The following is a 16,949-nucleotide window of genomic DNA, read 5'->3' as shown; positions in this document are numbered from 1 at the left end:
CTCAGGAAGCCCGCTCCACCGCGTCCTCATCGACACGGGCCACGCGGCTGCCCGCCTTCTGGCTGGTCACCACGCCCAGCGACTTGAGCTTGCGATGCAGCGCTGAGCGCTCCATGCCGACAAAAGAGGCGGTTCGCGAGATATTGCCGCCAAAACGGTTGATCTGCGTCAGCAGGTATTCGCGCTCAAAGGCTTCCCGCGCCTCGCGCAGTGGCAGCGTCGCCAGCGTCCCGGAGAGCACCACCCGGTCCTCATCCGCCTCGCCCGGCGTGCTTTCCTGCGGCAACTCGCGCGCGCCAATCGGTCCGGTGCCATCGCCGAGGATCAGCACCCGCTCCACGAGGTTCTTCAACTGACGCACGTTACCGGGCCAGACCATGGTCTGCATCAGCGCCGCCGCATCTTCGGAGATCGCGCGCACCGGAAGGCCCTGTGTCTGATTGCAGTCATTGATGAAATATTCGGCCAAGAGCGGTATGTCCTCGCGCCGTTCCGCCAGCGACGGAACCGCGATCGGCACCACGTTCAGACGGTGATACAGCTCCTCGCGGAAGCGCCCCGCGGCGATTTCCTGGGTCAGCTCGCGTCCCGTGGACGAGATCACGCGCAGGTCCACGCGCACCTTGTCGTTGCCGCCGACGCGGGTGAACTGCTGATCGACCAGCACGCGCAGGATCTTGGACTGCGTGCCCACCGGCATGTCCGCAACCTCGTCGAAGTAGATCACCCCGCCATGTGCCTGCTCCAGCAAGCCCGGCTCGATGCCGCGCTGCGGGGTCTCGCGTCCAAACAGCATGGCCTCCATCATCTCCGGCTCCACGCCGGCGCAATTCACCGTCACAAACGGCGCATTCGCCCGGTTCGAGCGCGAATGAATGTAACGTGCCGCCACTTCCTTGCCGCTGCCCGCAGGGCCGGAGAGCATCACCCGGCCGTTGCTTTTCGTGACCTTGTCCAGCTGCCCGACAAGCGCGCGGAACGCGGCGCTGTCGCCGATCATCTCGGTGTTGCGCGTGTCGCCGCGCTTGAGCTGCAGGTTCTCGCGGCGCAGGAGCGAGGTCTCCATGGCGCGCCGGATCACCACCAGAAGCTGATCAATGTTGAACGGCTTTTCGATGAAATCATAGGCGCCCTGCTTGATCGCCGCGACGGCGATCTCGATATTGCCATGGCCGGAAATAATGACCACCGGAATGTCGGGGTTGTCACGCTTGACGGTCTTGAGGATGTCGATCCCGTCCATCTTGCTGTCCTTGAGCCAGATATCGAGGATCAGCAGCGCCGGGGGCTCGGCGTTGATTTCATTCATCGCATCCGTACTGTTCCCCGCAAGACGGGTGGTAAAGCCCTCGTCTTCGAGAATGTCCCCGATCAGCTCGCGAATATCGCGCTCGTCATCGACAATCAGAATATCGCTCATATCGTGCCCTTACCCATGATCCGCTTCAAACCTCCTGCAATTTCCTGGCCTGCTCTTCTTGTTCTCGTTTCTCGTCCGTGTCGGCCTGCGCCGCCGGATCGAGCGCCAACCGGACCACCGCCATGGCCCCGGCATGTGCCCCCTCCTCAAAGGCGGGTGCATCTTCGAGGGTCAGCGTACCGCCGTGCTCCTCGATGATCTTCTTGACGATGGGCAGGCCGAGGCCCGTGCCCTTGTCGCGTGTCGTCACATATGGCTCGAACAGGCGCGCCCGGTCCTCGGGCAGGCCGATGCCGTTATCCATGATGCGGATCTCGGCGCGGGTGCCCTCGATCTGTTGCAATTCCACCCGGATCTGCGGCTTGTGCCCGTCCGGGGCACCCGTTTCCTGCAGGGTTTCAATGGCTTCGCCCGCGTTCTTGATCAGGTTGGTCAGCGCCTGTCCGATCATCGTCGCGTCAAGCTCGACCGGCATCGGCGTTGCGGGAATGGCCACGTGGAAGTCCACGTCCGGCTGACCACTTTCCTGCAGCAGCACAATCCCGCGCAGCAGATCGCCGAGATCCTCGGGTTTGCGCTCCGGCTCGGGCATACGCGCGAACTTGGAGAACTCGTCGACAATGCGGCGCAGATCATCGGTCTGGCGCACGATCCGTTCGGTCAGACCGGTCACCTTTTCGGCGTCCTCCGCGCCCAGCCGCTTCACAAAACTGCGTTGAATGCGCTCCGCCGAGAGTTTGATCGGCGTGAGCGGGTTCTTGATCTCATGCGCAATGCGCCGCGCCACATCCCCCCAGGCCGCCATACGCTGTGCGCTGACCAGATCCGTCACATCGTCAAAGGCCACCACGAAGCCTTCGAGGCTGCCATCGCCCCGCCGCCGCGTCGCGAGACGCACCAGCAAGTGCTCCAACTGCCCCTCGCGGCTGACCTTGACTTCCTCCTGAAGGCTTTCGCGGTCCTCTTCGCGCATCCGGTCGAACAGCGCGGCAAACTCCGGCACGGCCACGGAAATCGGGTCGGCGCGGTGGGTCTCGCTCCAGCCCAGCAGGCGTTGCGCGGAGCGGTTGACGAAGGTCACACTGCCGTTTTCGTCCAGACCGACAACGCCGGAAGTGACCGAGTAGAGCACGGAATCGAACAGCCGCTGGCGGCGTTCGATCTGCCGCGTGTTTTCCAAAAGGGTCTCGCGCTGCGCCTTCAGTTGCCGCGTCATCTGGTTGAAATAGCGTCCGAGCATGGAAATCTCGTCGTCGCCGTCATCCTCGATGACCTGTACATTCAGATCGCCCGCGCCAACCTGCTGCGCCGCTCCGGCCAGCCGCCCGACGGGCCGCGACAGCCGTTCGGCAAACCACAGGCCCGCCCAGGTCGCGGCGAGGATCAGAAGCAGCGCAAACCCCAGGTAAAGCAGCGCAAAATCGAACAGGCGCCGCCCGCGCTCGCTTTCCTGCTGCTGGTAGAACTGCGCGGTCTGCTGCGCCTCGTCCAGCAGCCCAAGGATGCGCCCGTCAACGGAACGGCTGACATAAAGATAGCGATCGACAAACGCCTGCAGCGGCACAAGGGCGCGGTATTCGTCATTTCGCCAATCCGCGATCAGCGCGACGCGCTCGGCGTCAGCCCGGGCGAAATCCGTCTCGGACGGCTGTTCATAATCGAAAAGATACGAGCGCTCGCCCCGCGCCAGTATTTCGCCGTTGCTGTCGATCACGAAAGCCTCGTTCAGCCCGCGCTGGATCTGCCCCTGCCCGTCCGAAAGCAACTGGCGCAGCGTGACCGTGGGGTTCAGCAAGAGCAGACGGCGGTTCTGATCGACAAAGCCGCCAAGCGCCCATGCGTCCTGCTTCAGCGCGGCGCTTTGTTCGCTTTCATAGGCTTCCGCAGCGGCGCGGGAGGCGGCGACAACGTTCTGCACGCGGCTGGAAAACCAGGTCTCAAGGCCGATGTTGATGGTGATGACCGCAAAGACCGCCACGGTGATCGCCGGCAACAGCGCCATGAGCGCAAAAGCCCCGGTCAGCCGCAGGTGCAGCCGCGAGCCCGCCGATTGCGCCCGCCGCGCCGCGATCATCCGCGTCACCCGGCCAAGCACCAGCGTTGCAACCAGAAGGACGTAGACCAGATCGGCCAGCAGGATCAGCCGCAGGCTGAGCTGCGTGCCGGCGCCAGTGTCCAGAGGACCAAGCACTGCAAAGGTTGCAAGCGCAAGGATCGGACCCAGCGCGACAAGCGCCAGCGCCATCCAGTTCTGCACCCGACGCGCGCGCCTCAAACGATTGAGACGTGCCCAGACACTGCCGCCTGCGCCGGACCGTGCTCGTGTGGCCACAGCCAACCCTCGCATTGATGTGCTGCCAAAGGCAGCGACCGCCATATTTTGTGATCTCCCCTCAAGTCATGGCGAGGGTGCCACAGTTATGTGGCCCTTTTACATCAACTTGCGGCGTCGTGTCACGCGAATATCAAGGTCGGTAATTTTTTTCCGCAAGGTATTGCGGTTGATGCCGAGCAGATCGGCACATTTTGCCTGATTCCCGCCGGTTGCCTCCAATGCGATCTCGATCAGGGGGCCTTCGACCTCCTTGATGATGCGCCCATGCAGCCCCGGCGGCGGCAACATGGAGCCGTGCAGATCGAAATACCGCCGCAGGTGCCGCGCGACCGAAGCGCCCAGTTTTTCGGCATCACCGCCCTGCAGCACCGGTCCGGTTTCCGGCTGATTGCCAAGCACGGACTCAACCTCTGCGCGGGTGATTTCCTCGGCGAGACTGGTCAGGCTGAGCCGCCGCACGGCGTTTTCGAGCTGCCGCACGTTCCCCGGCCAGCTGTAGACCCGGAACAGCTCGGCCGCATCCTTCGACAGCCAGCGTTTTGGCGCGCCTTCGCGTTCGGTGCGGGCAAAGAAATGATCAGCCAGCAGGGAGATGTCCTCGACGCGCTCGCGCAGCGACGGGACGGTGATGGTGGCGCCGTCAAGGCGATAGAACAGGTCCTGCCGCACCTTGCCGCCGTCCATGAGCGAACCGGGGTCATACTGCGTGGTGGCCATGAAGCGCGGCACATGCTCGCCCGGCACGTCCATCATGCGCACGATCCGCGCCTGCACCTCGTCGGAAATATCCGCGATCTCGTCGATCAGCAGCGTGCCGCCCTTGACCCGCGCCAGCACCTTGGCGGGGCCTTCGAGATCGGCCAGATCGGCGCCCGTGACGGTCACAAAGGGCAGCGTGCGGCGGTCGGAGAAGTCGTGAATGGCCTTCGCAATCAAGCTTTTGCCGGTGCCGCTCTCGCCCGCGACAAGCACGGGAAGATCGGTATTCATCACGCGCGCCACAAGACGGTAGAGCGCCTGCATCGCGGGGGTGCGCCCCACCAGCGGCAACTCGTCGGGCTCATCGGCACCCACCACTGTCTCCTCGCGCCGGGGCGCGCGACCCCGGTTTTCCAGGGCCTTGGCCGTGCGTTTCATCAGATCCGGCAAATCGAACGGTTTGGGCAGATAGTCGTAGGCTTCCGCTTCGGCGGCCTGAATGGCGGTCATGATGGTATTCTGCGCCGAGATCACGATGACCGGCAGGTCCGGGCGGTCCTCATTGATCTTGGGCAGCATTTCGAGGCCATTGCCGTCGGGCATCATGACATCGGAAATCACCACATCACCCTTTCCCTCACCCACCCAGCGCATCAGCGTGGTCAGACTGGAGGTTGCATGAACCTTGCACCCGGCGCGGGTCAGGGCCTGGGTCAGGACCGTCCGGATCGTGCGGTCGTCATCTGCGACAAGGACTGTGCCATCCATTATGTCTTCTCCTTGGGCTCCCCGCGATAGCGGGGCAATGAAATGCGAAAGACCGTCTTGCCGGGCACGCTGTCCACGGAAATCCAGCCGTCATGATCCGAGATGATCTTGCTCACCAGGGCGAGGCCAAGACCGGTGCCGTTCTCCCGTCCCGATACGAAGGGATCGAAGATATCGCCGCGGATGTCATCCGGGAGGCCCGGGCCATCGTCGATGATCTCGATCTGCAACGGCAGGGACAGCCTGGACCCATCGGATTTGCGGGTGCGGAAACTGTGATCGTAAAAGGTATGCAGGCGGATCGTGCCACCCTCCTTCACGTCGCCCGCCTCGCTGGCGTTCTTGATGAGGTTCAAGACCACCTGCAGCAGCTGATCGGGATCGCCGAGCGCCATGGGCAGCGAGGGGTCGTAATCCTCCATGATCTTCATATGCGCGCCAAACCCCAGCGCCGCCGAGCGCCGCGCCCGGTCCAGCACATCATGGATATTGACCGGCAGACGCTCCGGCGCGGAGAGATTGCCGAATTGCTCGACCTGCTCCAGAAGCTTCACGATGCGCCGGGTTTCCGCCACGATCAGATCGGTCAGCTCAAGGTCTTCCTTGGGTTGGTTCATCGAAATCAGCTGCGCCGCACCGGCGATGCCCGCCAGCGGGTTCTTGATCTCGTGGGCGAGCATTTCCGCCATGCCGATGGCCGATTTGGCGGCGGACTTCACGGAGTGGCTCTGTGTCATCCGCCCGGCCAATTCGCGCGGCGAAATCAGCATGAGCATCCAGCCGTCGCGCCCCTGCAAGGGCGCGATCTGCAAGTTGCAGACCAGCGGCGCGCGGCTGCCTGTTCCGACATCCACATCATTCACGAACAGAGGTGTGCCGTGCTCGCGGGCCCGCCCGAGGCTGGCCTCCAGCGGTGCATCGACCGCCAGCCGGTCCCAGATCGGTTGGCCACGCAACCACTTGGCGGAATTGTTGAAAAACCCTTCCGCCGCCGGGTTCATATCGCCGATGTTCTCGTCCGGATCGATCAGGATCGCGGGCACCGGCAGGGAGGACCAGATCATCGCTTCTGTTTCTTCTTCCATCACGCTGCCGCTCCAGTGGGCACGAAAGGCCGGTTCATCGCTTCGGGCAGATGCGCAAGGACCGTCGCCGGGGCGCGTTCGGACAACACAGCCCGCCGCAGCGCACTCTCGGTGCCCACCCGATCCATGTACCAACCCAGATGTTTGCGCGCGACGCGGTTGCCCAGCTCAGGGCCATAGAAATCCAGCATCGCCTCGTAATGACCGCAAACCATATCGGCCAGCGCCCGGCCAGTCGGGATCACCGGTGCCGCTGTGCCGTATAGCGTCGACGCGATCGCGGCCAAGGCCCAGGGCGCACCCTGCGCCCCGCGCCCGACCATCACGCCATCCGCGCCGGATTGCGCCAGGGCGGTTTGCGCCGTAGGCCCGTCCACCACGTCGCCGTTTGCAATCACGGGTATCTGCACCGCAGACTTCACCTCGGAAATCGCCGCCCAATCGGCGCGACCCTTGTAGAACTGACACCGCGTGCGGCCATGGATGACCACCATCTGAACACCGGCCCCTTCGGCGCGGCGCGCCAGATCCGGAGCATTGAGGCTGTCGTCGTCCCAGCCGAGCCGCGTCTTGAGCGTTACCGGGACATCAACCGCATCGACGACCGCCTCGATCAAACGCAGCGCGTGATCCGGCGCCTTCATCAGCGCCGAGCCGGACCAGCCGCCGGTCACCTTCTTCGCCGGGCAGCCCATGTTGATGTCGATGACCCGCGCGCCCATGTCCGCGACCATCTTCGCGGCTTCGGCCATGGGCCCCGGGGCACGGCCCGCAATCTGCACCGAGGTGTTCTCGATCCGCGCGCCGAGCTCCGCCTTCTCACGGGTGCCAGGGCGTTTGGACAGGAACTCGCCGCTTGCAATCATCTCCGACACCACGAGGCCCGCGCCGAACTGCGACACGAGGGTGCGGAACGGCAGATCTGTGATTCCGGCCAGCGGCGCCAACAGCACCGGAGGGTTTATGTCATTGTCATTGAGGCGGAAGCTCAAGCGCCTGTTCCTTGTGCTTTTGTTCATGAATTAGCCCGCCACAGACTCCCGTTCAATGAGTCGCGCCGCGCCGTCGCCCTGTTAAATAGCGGTTGCCCAAAAAATAGGCAAACAGCCGTGCTGGATTGCGCCGTGGTGCGGAGCGAACTAGACATGGACCCGCAAACCGGGGGGCCAGATGACAACAGCGGTAATCCTTGTCGCAGCGGGGCGCGGGCTGCGGGCCGGTGGGGATATTCCCAAGCAATGGCAAAGCCTTGCGGGATCTCCCGTGGCCCGCTGGACGGCGGCGGCCTTTGCCCATGTCGGACCCTTGGTGATGGTGATTCACCCCGCTGATCGCGAAATTGCTGAAAATGCGATCAATGGCCTGCCCGTGACGCTTGTCGAGGGCGCAGACACGCGGGTCGGATCGGTGCGCGCCGGGCTGGAAGCGCTGGCGGAGCAGGCCCCGGATCGCGTTCTGATCCAGGATGTGGCGCGGTGCTGCACGCCCCCTGCGGTCATCACCGCGGTGCAGGACGCGCTGACACGGCACCCCGGCGCGGCGCCCGCCCTGCCGGTCACCGACGCCCTGTGGGTTGGTGTCGCAGGCAAGGTGGCCGGGACCCGAGACCGCACCGGCCTTTACCGCGCACAAACTCCGCAAGGATTTGATTTCAAATCCATTCTCGATGCACACCGCAGGCTGCCCGACGCCGCGCAGGCCGCCGATGATGTACAGATTGCCCGCGCCGCGGGGCTGGACGTCGCCATCGTGCCGGGCGATGAGAGGAACCTCAAGATCACCACGCCGGACGATTTCGCCCGCGCCACCGCGATCCTGAAAGGAGACGCCATGGATATCCGCCTCGGCAACGGCTTTGACGTACATGCCTTCGAAGACGGCGATCACGTCGTTCTTTGCGGCATAAAGGTGCCGCATGACCGCGCGCTCAAGGGGCATTCCGACGCCGATGTCGGCATGCATGCGGTCACCGATGCCATCTATGGCGCGCTGGCACAGGGCGACATCGGACGCCACTTCCCGCCAAGTGATCCGCAGTGGAAGGGCGCGGAAAGCCATATTTTCCTGCGGCACGCGCGGGATCTGGCTGCGTCCATGGGCTTTACCCTTTCCAACGTGGATTGCACCCTGATTTGCGAGCGCCCGAAGGTCGGCCCGCATGCAGAGGCGATGATGCAGGCCATGGCGGACATCCTCGGCATCGAAAAGGACCGCGTTTCGATCAAGGCAACGACGTCCGAACGGCTGGGCTTTACCGGGCGCGAAGAGGGCATCGCCGCGATTGCCACAGCCACCCTGGTGAAGCCATGACCCCGAAGACCGCCCACCTCATCGCGTCCTTTTTCGGCGCTGGCTATCTCAAACCCGCGCCCGGCACATGGGGCACGCTGGCCGCCCTGCCGCCAGCCTATGCAATCCTGCTAATCGGGGGCTTCTGGCTGCTTTTGCCGCTGACGGCGCTTGTCTTCTATGTCGGCTGGCTCGCGACCAAGACAGCGACCGAGACCGGACCGGACCACGATCCCGGCTGGATCGTCATCGACGAGGTGGTCGGCATGTGGATCGCGCTGTTTCCGGTGGCCTATGGCGCGGGCATGATGGGCGTCGAGGTGCACCGGCTCTGGCCCGGCTGGGTCTCCGGCTTCCTGCTCTTCCGGCTGTTCGACATCTGGAAGCCCTGGCTGGTGGGCCGCGCGGACCGGATGGGCACGCCACTGGGCGTGATGATGGACGACGTCTTCGCCGGGCTGTTCGCGGCGGTCATCAGCATCCTGTTCGCGGCGCTGGCGCACGGGGTGCTGATGTGAGCGACCTGGCGAAAGAACTCTTGGACGTCGCTCTGGCGGCGGGCAAGACCGTGACCTGCGCCGAGAGTTGCACCGGCGGCAAGGTCGCCGCCGCTATAACCGATATCGCCGGAAGCTCCGCCATCTTCGAGCGCGGCTTTGTCACCTATTCCAACGATGCAAAGCAGGAGATGCTTGGCGTTTCCCGCGCTGCGCTGGAGGCACATGGCGCCGTCTCCGAAGAGGTCGCCCGCGAAATGGCGCAAGGCGCGCGGACGAAATCCGGGGCGGATGTGGCCGTGGCGATCAGCGGCATCGCCGGGCCCGGCGGCTCGGAGCACAAGCCCGAGGGACGGGTTTGCTATGCGCTCGCAACCGTGGACGGGCTGCGCTCCGAAACCATTGATCACGGCGCATTGGGCCGCGCAAATGTGCGGCAGGCGGCCACAAAGCATGCCCTGAGGCTGCTTCTGGACGGCCTGGGTTGATTTGATCTGGCCGGTTTTCTGACAGGTTGTCAGCGACGACAACCAACCGAGAGGGCATCCCAAGGCACACGCACCCCGCTCATAAAGCCAACACAGGCAATCAAGGGCACCGCACAGTTCGCATAGTTTTTCATCGAAAAAGATTCGTGAAATGCGATTTTCTACGTCCTGAACGCCACAAAACCATTCAAATACCGCCCTCAAAAGGGGCATCGGCAGAATTTTGAGCACAAAATAAAGGCGTTTCACAAACTGCCCGCATCTTCACCTGCCGCAATCCAGAAAGTTGGTTTTTTCCGCGTTCGAATCCGCGAGAAACGCCCGCAATCAAGAATGGGATACGGGAAGGAAGAGATATGAACGGAGCGGATACCGCCTGGATCATCGTTGCAACGGCCTTGGTGCTGTTCATGACGCTGCCGGGGCTGGCGCTGTTTTATGGCGGACTCGTGCGGGCGCGAAACGTGCTCAGCGTGTTCATGCATTGCTATGCCATCGCCTGCCTGATGAGTGTGCTTTGGCTGGCCTTTGGCTACTCCATCGCCTTTGGGGACGGCAATGCGGTCTGGGGCGGCCTGGGCAAGGCCTTTCTGACGGGGATCGACGCGGACACCCTGTCGGGCACCCTGCCCGAGGTCCTGTTCTTTGCCTTTCAGATGACCTTCGCCATCATCACCCCGGCGCTGATCGTCGGCGCCTATGTGGAGCGGATCGGCTTTGGCTTTGTGCTGCTGTTCTCGGCGCTTTGGATGCTGCTGTGCTATGCCCCCGTCACCCATTGGATCTGGGGCGGCGGATTCCTGTCCGATGGCGGGATATTTGGCGAGACCGGCGTGCGCGATTTCGCAGGCGGTATCGTCGTGCATGAAACCGCTGGCCTTGCGGCACTGCTGATCGCCATTTTCCTCGGGCCGCGCCGGGATGCCAAACACCCGCCGCACAATCCCGGCTATGTCTTCATCGGCGCGGCCATGCTCTGGGTCGGCTGGTTCGGATTCAACGGCGGCTCGCAGCTGGCGGCCGACGGCGGCGCGGCCATGGCGCTGACCGTAACGCATATCTCGGCCGCGACGGCGTCGCTGACATGGGCGCTTTGGGAAAAGATCAAATTCGGCCGTGCCAGCGTTGTCGGCATTGTGACCGGCACCATCGCAGGCCTGGCCTCCATCACCCCGGCCTCCGGCTTTGTCGGCCCGATCGAAGCCTTGGTGATCGGCGCAATCGCGGGCGTGCTGTGTCAGGAGGCCGTGAACCTCGTCCGACAAACCCTGAAGATCGACGACACGCTCGATGTCTTTGCGGTGCACGGCGTCGGCGGCATCTTCGGCACGATCATGATCGCGGTCTTCGGCGCAGGATCCTGGGCGGCGCAGCTTGGATCACTGGCAATCGTCGGCGTTTATACCGGCGTGGTGACGGTGGTGCTGATCTTCGTTGTGAAGGCGATCACTCCGCTGCGCGTGGATGCCGAAACCGAGCACAGCGGACTGGATATCGCGGCCCACGGCGAGCGAGCCTACGATCACGCGAGCTAAGCCGCGGTGAAGACACCAACCCAAGACCCTCCGAAGCTCCGTGTTTCGGGGGGTTCTTTATTTCAGTTGCCCGCCATCCAAGACTTGATAAGCTCAGCGCCGCTGTGCGCGGGCACCGCGTTTTCCAGGAGAACTTGTTTTGAATACGATTATAAAACGATGCGTTCTTGCCGCTTGTCTGGCTTTGCCGATCGGGGCAGCGCAGGCTGCAACCATCCAGTTCACAGCAACAAGCACGTCCGCAGGAACGTTGGGATGGGTGCAAATTGACGATGGAATATTTGGCAGCGGAATGCTCTGTGAATTTGGGTGTAACGTCTACAACACCGTGCTGAGCGCATTCTACTTCGCGGATGCGGCCACGGGCACCCGTTTCACCATCGCGGATGTGCGGGTGGGTGGTGAAATCGGGTTTCGCGACGTCGGCGGCACATTCCCGGTGCCGCAATGGGGGCGCTTCGGTATCGCGGAAAACTATATCGAGGACACCTCGGTCGGGATCTACAACGGAGACGGCAGTCTGGGTTTCGCGCGGTACTCTCCCTCCTCCCAATCCAGCTTCTACGACGATGTAACCTGGACCAGCGGATACGCTCTGTCGGCAGTTCCGAGCGTGTCGGACGTGCCGTTGCCGGCATCCGGCCTGATGCTTTTGGGCGCGATTGGTCTCGCCAACGCGATGCGGCGTCGGCGCAAAGGCTGACATGGCCATAATGCCGGGCGGCGTCTTGCGGTGCGCCGCCCCTGCACTGGCAGTTCCGATCGTCAGGCCAGGATATCAACCGTCGGATTGCCAGCGGTCTGACCGGCCTGCGCCGATGCGCCAAAGCCCTCCTTGGCCGCGATCTGTTTGCCAGTTTCCTGAATCTTCTGCGTTGCGTCCTTGGAGTCATCGGCGGCGTCGGCCTTTTCCCAGACCATTGTTGGCTGTCCGCCGCCAAACGACAGCGCCGAAGAGGCGGCGGCAGCGGCGTCGCCGTAGCTGCCACTGCTGTCGGTGACGGGTTCCTTGCCGCCAAAATCGGCGCGCGTGGCGTTGTCCTGTTCCGGCGCGTCGGGGCGGATCGGTTTTTCCGGCTCAGGCTGGCGCGCCTGCAACTCCATGGTGCGGACGCTGGTGACTGCGGATGGCTGACTGACGTTCATGACGTTCTCCGTCGAAGTGTGTCTTGACGGTTAATGTTTTCAGTCAAATGCGGCGCAAATCTGGCAACCCGCCCGGTTTCGCGGCGCGTGGTTAACGCCGCCTTTCAGCCGTAGAGTTCCGCGGCGCGGCGTTCGAAGGCGCGGACGATGCGCTGCATGGCCTCGTAGAAGAACATGCCGGCCGCCCCCTGCAACAGGCGGTTCTTGAATTCGAAGTCGACGAAAAAGGACACATCGACGCCGCCCTCGGCGCAATCGGTGAATCCCCATTTCGAGATCATATGCTTGAACGGACCGTCGAGATATTCGGTGTCGATCGTTTTGTCGTCAGGCCAGAGGGTCACGCGGCTGCCGAAGCGCTCGCGGAAAACCTTGAAGCTGATCACCAGATCCGCCAGCATCACTTCATGATCGCCCTCCTGCTCGCGCGAGCGGATGCGCGCCGCCGACGTCCAGGGCAGGAACTTCGGATAGTTGCCGACATCGGCGACAAGGTCGTACATCTGCTGTGCGGTATACGGCAGGTGGCGGGTCTCGGAGTGGGTCGGCATGGCGCCCCTTTGGCTTGTGGGTCTGCGTCCAGATGTCGTATGTAACGCACGGATTTTCAAGGGGATGGACATGCCACAGCGACCTTATGTCGTGGATACGATGATCTCGGCCAAACGCATCGCGGCCCGGATCGAAGAGCTCAGCCGCCTGATCGAGCGCGAGTTTTCCGACACCGACAAGCTGGTGGTCGTGGGATTGCTGCGCGGGTCCTTCGTGTTCATCGCTGACCTTGTACGCGAGTTGGATCTGGACGTGGAGGTGGACTTCCTTGAGGCCTCTTCCTACGGCAACGAGATGGAAACGAGCCGCGAAGTGCGCATCCTCAAGGATCTACGCGGCGGCATCGAAGGGCGCGACGTCCTGGTGGTTGAAGACATCATAGATACCGGATTTACCATGAAACACGTTCTGGGCCTGCTCAAGGCGCGCAAACCGAACCGCTTGCGTTCCATTGCCCTGCTGGACAAACCGGTGCGGCGCGAGGTGGAGGTCAAGGCGGATTGGACCGGGTTCGAGATCCCGGACGAGTTTGTCGTCGGATACGGCATTGATTATGCACAAAGAAATCGGAACCTGCCCTTTATCGGGAAAGTCCGGTTCACGCAGTGACGCGCCGCCATGGCCCCGGGGAGGCTGCGGGGCACAGCCCCGCCCTACGCAAGGGCGGCGCTTTGGGGCAGCGGATCCTGCACGGCCTTTGGTTGCCACGCTCGGCGCCACGCATCGGACAAGCGCTCTGCACTTTAGCGGTTTTTCCGCGCATGATCACACGTCTGTGTGAATCTTGGGGTATACCGATCCGGCATTCTGCGACATTCTGCCTCCATCGGATTGCCGTAAGACAGACAACCAAAGGGAGATTTCCATGAAGAAAACCATCGCTTGCCTCGCCGCGCTTTCCATTCTCGGTGGCACCGCCGTTTTTGCACAAGACAGCGAAGCCGTTCTCAAGGCCCGTCAGGGGCAATTTCGCATTCTCGCGCTGAATCTCGGCGTGCTGGGCGGCATGGCCAAAGGGTCGATCGAGTACAATGCCGACGCGGCGCAGGCGGCTGCAGATTCGATTGTCGGCGTTTCGATGGTCCACCAGGCGACATTGTTCCCCGAAGGCACGGACGCCATGAGCATCGAGGGCACCCGCGCGGAACCGGCGATCTGGGAAAACTTCGGCGACTTCGAATCGAAGTGGGCCGCACTTGGCGAAGCCGCCGCCTCGGCCCAAAATGTCGTGGCCGGTGGCAAGGACGCGGTTGGTCCGGCGCTTGGCCAGCTTGGCGGCGCCTGCAAGGCGTGCCATGACACGTACCGCGCCCCCGAGTAATCGGGCATGAAACATGTCCTGACAGGGCTGGTCCTGGCGGCGGTTGCCGGCGCCGGGATCGCATGGGTGCTGACCGCGCCACAGACGGTGGACGCGGCACGGCTGCAGGGGCTTGAGGCCGACGCGCAGCACGGCGAGGTGATCTTTACCGCCGCGGGCTGCGCCTCGTGCCACCACGCCCCCAAAGCCGAGGACAAGAGCGTGTTGAGCGGCGGCCAGGCGTTCGAGACAGCCTTCGGCACGTTCTATTCGCCGAACATCTCGCCCGATCCGGAGCATGGCATTGGAGATTGGTCCTTCGAGCAATTCGCCAATGCGGTGCTCAAGGGCACGTCACCCGATGGCCAGCATTACTACCCCGCGTTCCCCTACACCGCCTACTCCAAGATGGCGCTTCAGGATGTTTCGGATCTCTGGGCCTATTTCCAGACCCTGCCGCCGGATGCCACGCCATCGAAACCGCATGATGTGGGCTTTCCATTCAACATCCGGCGCAGTCTTGGCGGTTGGAAGCTGCTGTTCTACAGCGACGATTACGTGATGGCGGCCTCGGAAGACGCGGGCGGCGAGCGCGGTCGGTACCTCGTTGAAACGCTGGCACATTGCGGGGAATGCCATACACCAAGAAATACACTCGGCGGTCTCGACAAGAGCCGTTGGCTGGCCGGCGCCCCGAACCCCTCCGGTCAGGGCAGCATCCCGGCGCTGACACCGGACACGCTGACGTGGTCGGCGGAGGATGTAGCCTACTACCTCGAAAGCGGCTTTACCCCCGAATACGACAGCGTCGGCGGACATATGGCCGAGGTCGTGGAGAATTTCTCCAAGCTATCCGCAGCCGACCGCGCAGCCGTGGCCGCCTATGTCAAGGCTTTGCCTACACCGCAATAAGCCGCGCCCTCGCGTTTGAGCGGGGCGCGCGTGCCTGCGGGCTTCAAATGCAGTCCGCAGGCACGATGCAGCAGTGCCGCATCGCGAAAAACCCCCGTGCCGGACCCGGATACGAGGACCGTGATATTTTCTTTCGGATATTCAAATAGTTGAAACCCATGGCAACAGCCTGCGGCTTTTGTTTGAAGATGGCTCAGAAACCACGAGCGGTCCGACCCGCGCCAGGGCGGTCAAGGCCGGGGGGCCCGGGTCCGGACAGCGGTCGCCAGATCGGTCCCGGCATCGCAAGGCCGACGGCGGATCCGCACAAGGGCTCGCCAAGCGTCTCAAAGAGCCAGATGCAGGAAACCGGTTCCGGTGCGGAGCGGAATAGACGCACCCCACGCTGCGCTATGGGCCGAGGATCTGACTTTAGACGCTCTTGAAAATGGCCGACCTGTTCCCGCTGCATGCAGTTTGACAGGCGCCGCACCAGCGTTTTCCCTCACGATCCGAAACACCCGGCGTCACAAAAGCCGCGAGACAGCGAGCGCCTGACGGCGCTTTTTATGATTCAGGTTTTTCGCGAAACGCTTTAGCCTTGCGCCCACGGCCGGGCGGGGTTGGGCCGTACATGCTACGGAATTTTGGCCATCCGGCCCCGCGCGGGTGGCGGGAGATTTGATATGATTGATTTGACACGGATTGCGACCTGCGGCCTTTGCGCGCTCGCGCTCGCCCCACCCGCCACTGCGCAGGACACATTCAGCAGCGGGGTGGCGATTTCCGACAGCAACAGCGCCGAGGCGGATCTCTTTGTAACGGACGTCAGCGTGCTGGACGGGGACACCTGCATTGGCAATGGCTGCGCCAGCGATGAGACTTTTGGCAGCGATGTGACGCTGAAGCTGCACGATGCGACCCCGTCGCTCACCTTTGTCGACAGCTCCAGCCCGCCCTTTCCGGACCGCGACTGGAAGCTGGTGGTCAATGAACCCGACAGCGGCGGGCTGGAGCGGTTTTCGATCAAGGACGGGGAAACCGGCAATATCCCTTTCACCGTTCAGGGCGGGGCACGGGAGAGCGCGCTGGTCCTATCAGCGTCCAATGTCGGGCTGGGCACCAGCCTGCCGCAAAAGGCTTTGCATATGGTTGGCAGCAACAGCCCTACGATCCGGCTTGAGCTGGATGCTTCGGCGCCCACGCCGCGGATCTTTGATCTCTATCTCGCCCCAGGGGGGTTTGTCGTGCATGACGAGCTGGCGGGCACCTTTCCATTCCGGGTCAACGCCGAGGCACCGACCTATGCCTTGTCGGTCTTTGGCGATGGCGAAATCGGGATTGGCCCCTCAGCGGCCGCCGCGCCGCTGCATGTGCAGCGCGACGATGGCACCGCCCGCATTCTTGTCGAGAATACCAACCAAAGCCCCGCCGCCGTCCGCGAGATGTTCCGGATGGAGAACAACGGCGGCAGCTATTTCACGCTCGAAAACACCGACAGCGGCACGACCTGGTACTTCACCCATGAAAACGCCACCCCCAACCGCTTCATCATCACCGACGATGTGGCGGACGGGCCGGAAATGACCCTGACGGCAGAGGGCGATCTGACGGTGCAGGGGCGTTTTATTTCGGGCAGTACGATGCTCACCGTGCCCGATTACGTGTTTGACGAGGGGTATGCGCTCCGGCCCCTGTCCGAGGTCTCCCGCTTCATCGCCGAGAACGGACACCTGCCGGATGTCCCCTCGGCGGCGGATGTGACCGAGCACGGGCTTGATCTGACCCGGATGCAGCTGGCGCAGCTGCGAAAGATCGAGGAGCTGACGCTTTATATTCTCAAGCAGCAGGCGCTCATCGACGCGCAGGCAGAACGGCTGGCCCGGCTTGAAGGGCTGTTGCCGCGGGACTGACCCGGCGGCGACCTGCGATCCCTTTCGTGCT

The 16,949-nt window shown here is 63.2% G+C and carries 16 protein-coding genes; 9 read left to right on the top strand and 7 right to left on the bottom strand.

The window, feature by feature from the left end:
• Position 1: 1 nt before the first annotated feature.
• From ntrX to dusB, 5 genes are all read right to left on the bottom strand, one after another.
• Complete coding sequence (ntrX, locus tag ACN2XU_RS03485) at positions 2-1,420, bottom strand: nitrogen assimilation response regulator NtrX (RefSeq protein WP_419409011.1); 1,419 nt, start codon at positions 1,418-1,420, stop codon at positions 2-4.
• Positions 1,421-1,445: 25 nt separating this feature from the next.
• On the bottom strand, positions 1,446-3,767 hold the full coding sequence (locus ACN2XU_RS03480; RefSeq protein WP_419409268.1) for a sensor histidine kinase NtrY-like: 2,322 nt from the start codon (positions 3,765-3,767) through the stop codon (positions 1,446-1,448).
• 84 nt (positions 3,768-3,851) lie between these two features.
• Entirely contained in the window at positions 3,852-5,222 is a 1,371-nt protein-coding gene (locus ACN2XU_RS03475; protein ID WP_419409010.1) for a response regulator, read from the bottom strand.
• Complete coding sequence (locus ACN2XU_RS03470) at positions 5,222-6,307, bottom strand: two-component system sensor histidine kinase NtrB (protein ID WP_419409009.1); 1,086 nt, start codon at positions 6,305-6,307, stop codon at positions 5,222-5,224. Before ACN2XU_RS03470 ends, ACN2XU_RS03475 begins: the two co-directional genes overlap by 1 nt.
• The gene (gene dusB / locus ACN2XU_RS03465) at positions 6,307-7,299 is read right to left on the bottom strand and encodes a tRNA dihydrouridine synthase DusB (protein WP_419409008.1); all 993 of its coding nucleotides are present in this window, start codon (positions 7,297-7,299) and stop codon (positions 6,307-6,309) included. Before dusB ends, ACN2XU_RS03470 begins: the two co-directional genes overlap by 1 nt.
• Positions 7,300-7,477: 178 nt before the next feature.
• Here dusB and ACN2XU_RS03460 point away from each other — a divergent pair, with 178 nt between their 5' ends.
• The 5 genes from ACN2XU_RS03460 to ACN2XU_RS03440 all read left to right on the top strand — a co-directional run bounded on the left by ACN2XU_RS03460 (position 7,478) and on the right by ACN2XU_RS03440 (position 11,819).
• A complete protein-coding gene (locus tag ACN2XU_RS03460) occupies positions 7,478-8,617 on the top strand; it encodes a bifunctional 2-C-methyl-D-erythritol 4-phosphate cytidylyltransferase/2-C-methyl-D-erythritol 2,4-cyclodiphosphate synthase (protein WP_419409007.1) in 1,140 nt (379 codons plus the stop codon).
• Positions 8,614-9,114: a phosphatidylglycerophosphatase A family protein gene (locus ACN2XU_RS03455; protein WP_419409006.1), complete on the top strand. Its 501-nt coding sequence runs from the start codon at positions 8,614-8,616 to the stop codon at positions 9,112-9,114. Before ACN2XU_RS03460 ends, ACN2XU_RS03455 begins: the two co-directional genes overlap by 4 nt.
• Positions 9,111-9,581: a CinA family protein gene (locus ACN2XU_RS03450; protein WP_419409005.1), complete on the top strand. Its 471-nt coding sequence runs from the start codon at positions 9,111-9,113 to the stop codon at positions 9,579-9,581. The genes ACN2XU_RS03455 and ACN2XU_RS03450 overlap by 4 nt, the downstream gene beginning before the upstream one ends.
• Positions 9,582-9,937: 356 nt before the next feature.
• Positions 9,938-11,116, top strand: coding sequence for an ammonium transporter (locus ACN2XU_RS03445; protein WP_419409004.1), 1,179 nt, complete (start codon positions 9,938-9,940; stop codon positions 11,114-11,116).
• A 292-nt stretch (positions 11,117-11,408) separates the two neighbouring features.
• Positions 11,409-11,819: a VPLPA-CTERM sorting domain-containing protein gene (locus ACN2XU_RS03440; RefSeq protein WP_419409003.1), complete on the top strand. Its 411-nt coding sequence runs from the start codon at positions 11,409-11,411 to the stop codon at positions 11,817-11,819.
• Positions 11,820-11,881: 62 nt separating this feature from the next.
• Here the strand turns inward: ACN2XU_RS03440 and ACN2XU_RS03435 are convergent, their stop codons facing one another.
• Positions 11,882-12,262: a hypothetical protein gene (locus tag ACN2XU_RS03435; protein ID WP_419409002.1), complete on the bottom strand. Its 381-nt coding sequence runs from the start codon at positions 12,260-12,262 to the stop codon at positions 11,882-11,884.
• 104 nt (positions 12,263-12,366) lie between these two features.
• Positions 12,367-12,813 carry a type II toxin-antitoxin system RatA family toxin gene (locus ACN2XU_RS03430; RefSeq protein WP_419409001.1) on the bottom strand — a complete coding sequence of 149 codons (447 nt, stop codon included), beginning with the start codon at positions 12,811-12,813 and terminating at the stop codon, positions 12,367-12,369.
• Positions 12,814-12,883: 70 nt separating this feature from the next.
• Between ACN2XU_RS03430 and hpt the strand changes: the two genes are divergently transcribed.
• From hpt to ACN2XU_RS03410, 4 genes are all read left to right on the top strand, one after another.
• Positions 12,884-13,423 carry a hypoxanthine phosphoribosyltransferase gene (gene hpt, locus ACN2XU_RS03425; protein ID WP_419409000.1) on the top strand — a complete coding sequence of 180 codons (540 nt, stop codon included), beginning with the start codon at positions 12,884-12,886 and terminating at the stop codon, positions 13,421-13,423.
• 256 nt (positions 13,424-13,679) lie between these two features.
• Entirely contained in the window at positions 13,680-14,135 is a 456-nt protein-coding gene (locus tag ACN2XU_RS03420; RefSeq protein ID WP_419408999.1) for a c-type cytochrome, read from the top strand.
• 6 nt (positions 14,136-14,141) lie between these two features.
• A complete protein-coding gene (locus ACN2XU_RS03415) occupies positions 14,142-15,026 on the top strand; it encodes a c-type cytochrome (RefSeq protein ID WP_419408998.1) in 885 nt (294 codons plus the stop codon).
• Positions 15,027-15,691: 665 nt separating this feature from the next.
• On the top strand, positions 15,692-16,918 hold the full coding sequence (locus ACN2XU_RS03410) for a hypothetical protein (RefSeq protein WP_419408997.1): 1,227 nt from the start codon (positions 15,692-15,694) through the stop codon (positions 16,916-16,918).
• Positions 16,919-16,949 lie beyond the last annotated feature (31 nt).

Source organism: Pacificoceanicola niger, from assembly GCF_048553275.1.
In the GTDB taxonomy this organism is placed as follows: Bacteria; Pseudomonadota; Alphaproteobacteria; order Rhodobacterales; family Rhodobacteraceae; genus Pacificoceanicola.
The sequence above is the reverse complement of the archived record's forward strand: the minus strand, read 5'-3'. Positions and strand labels throughout refer to the sequence as shown.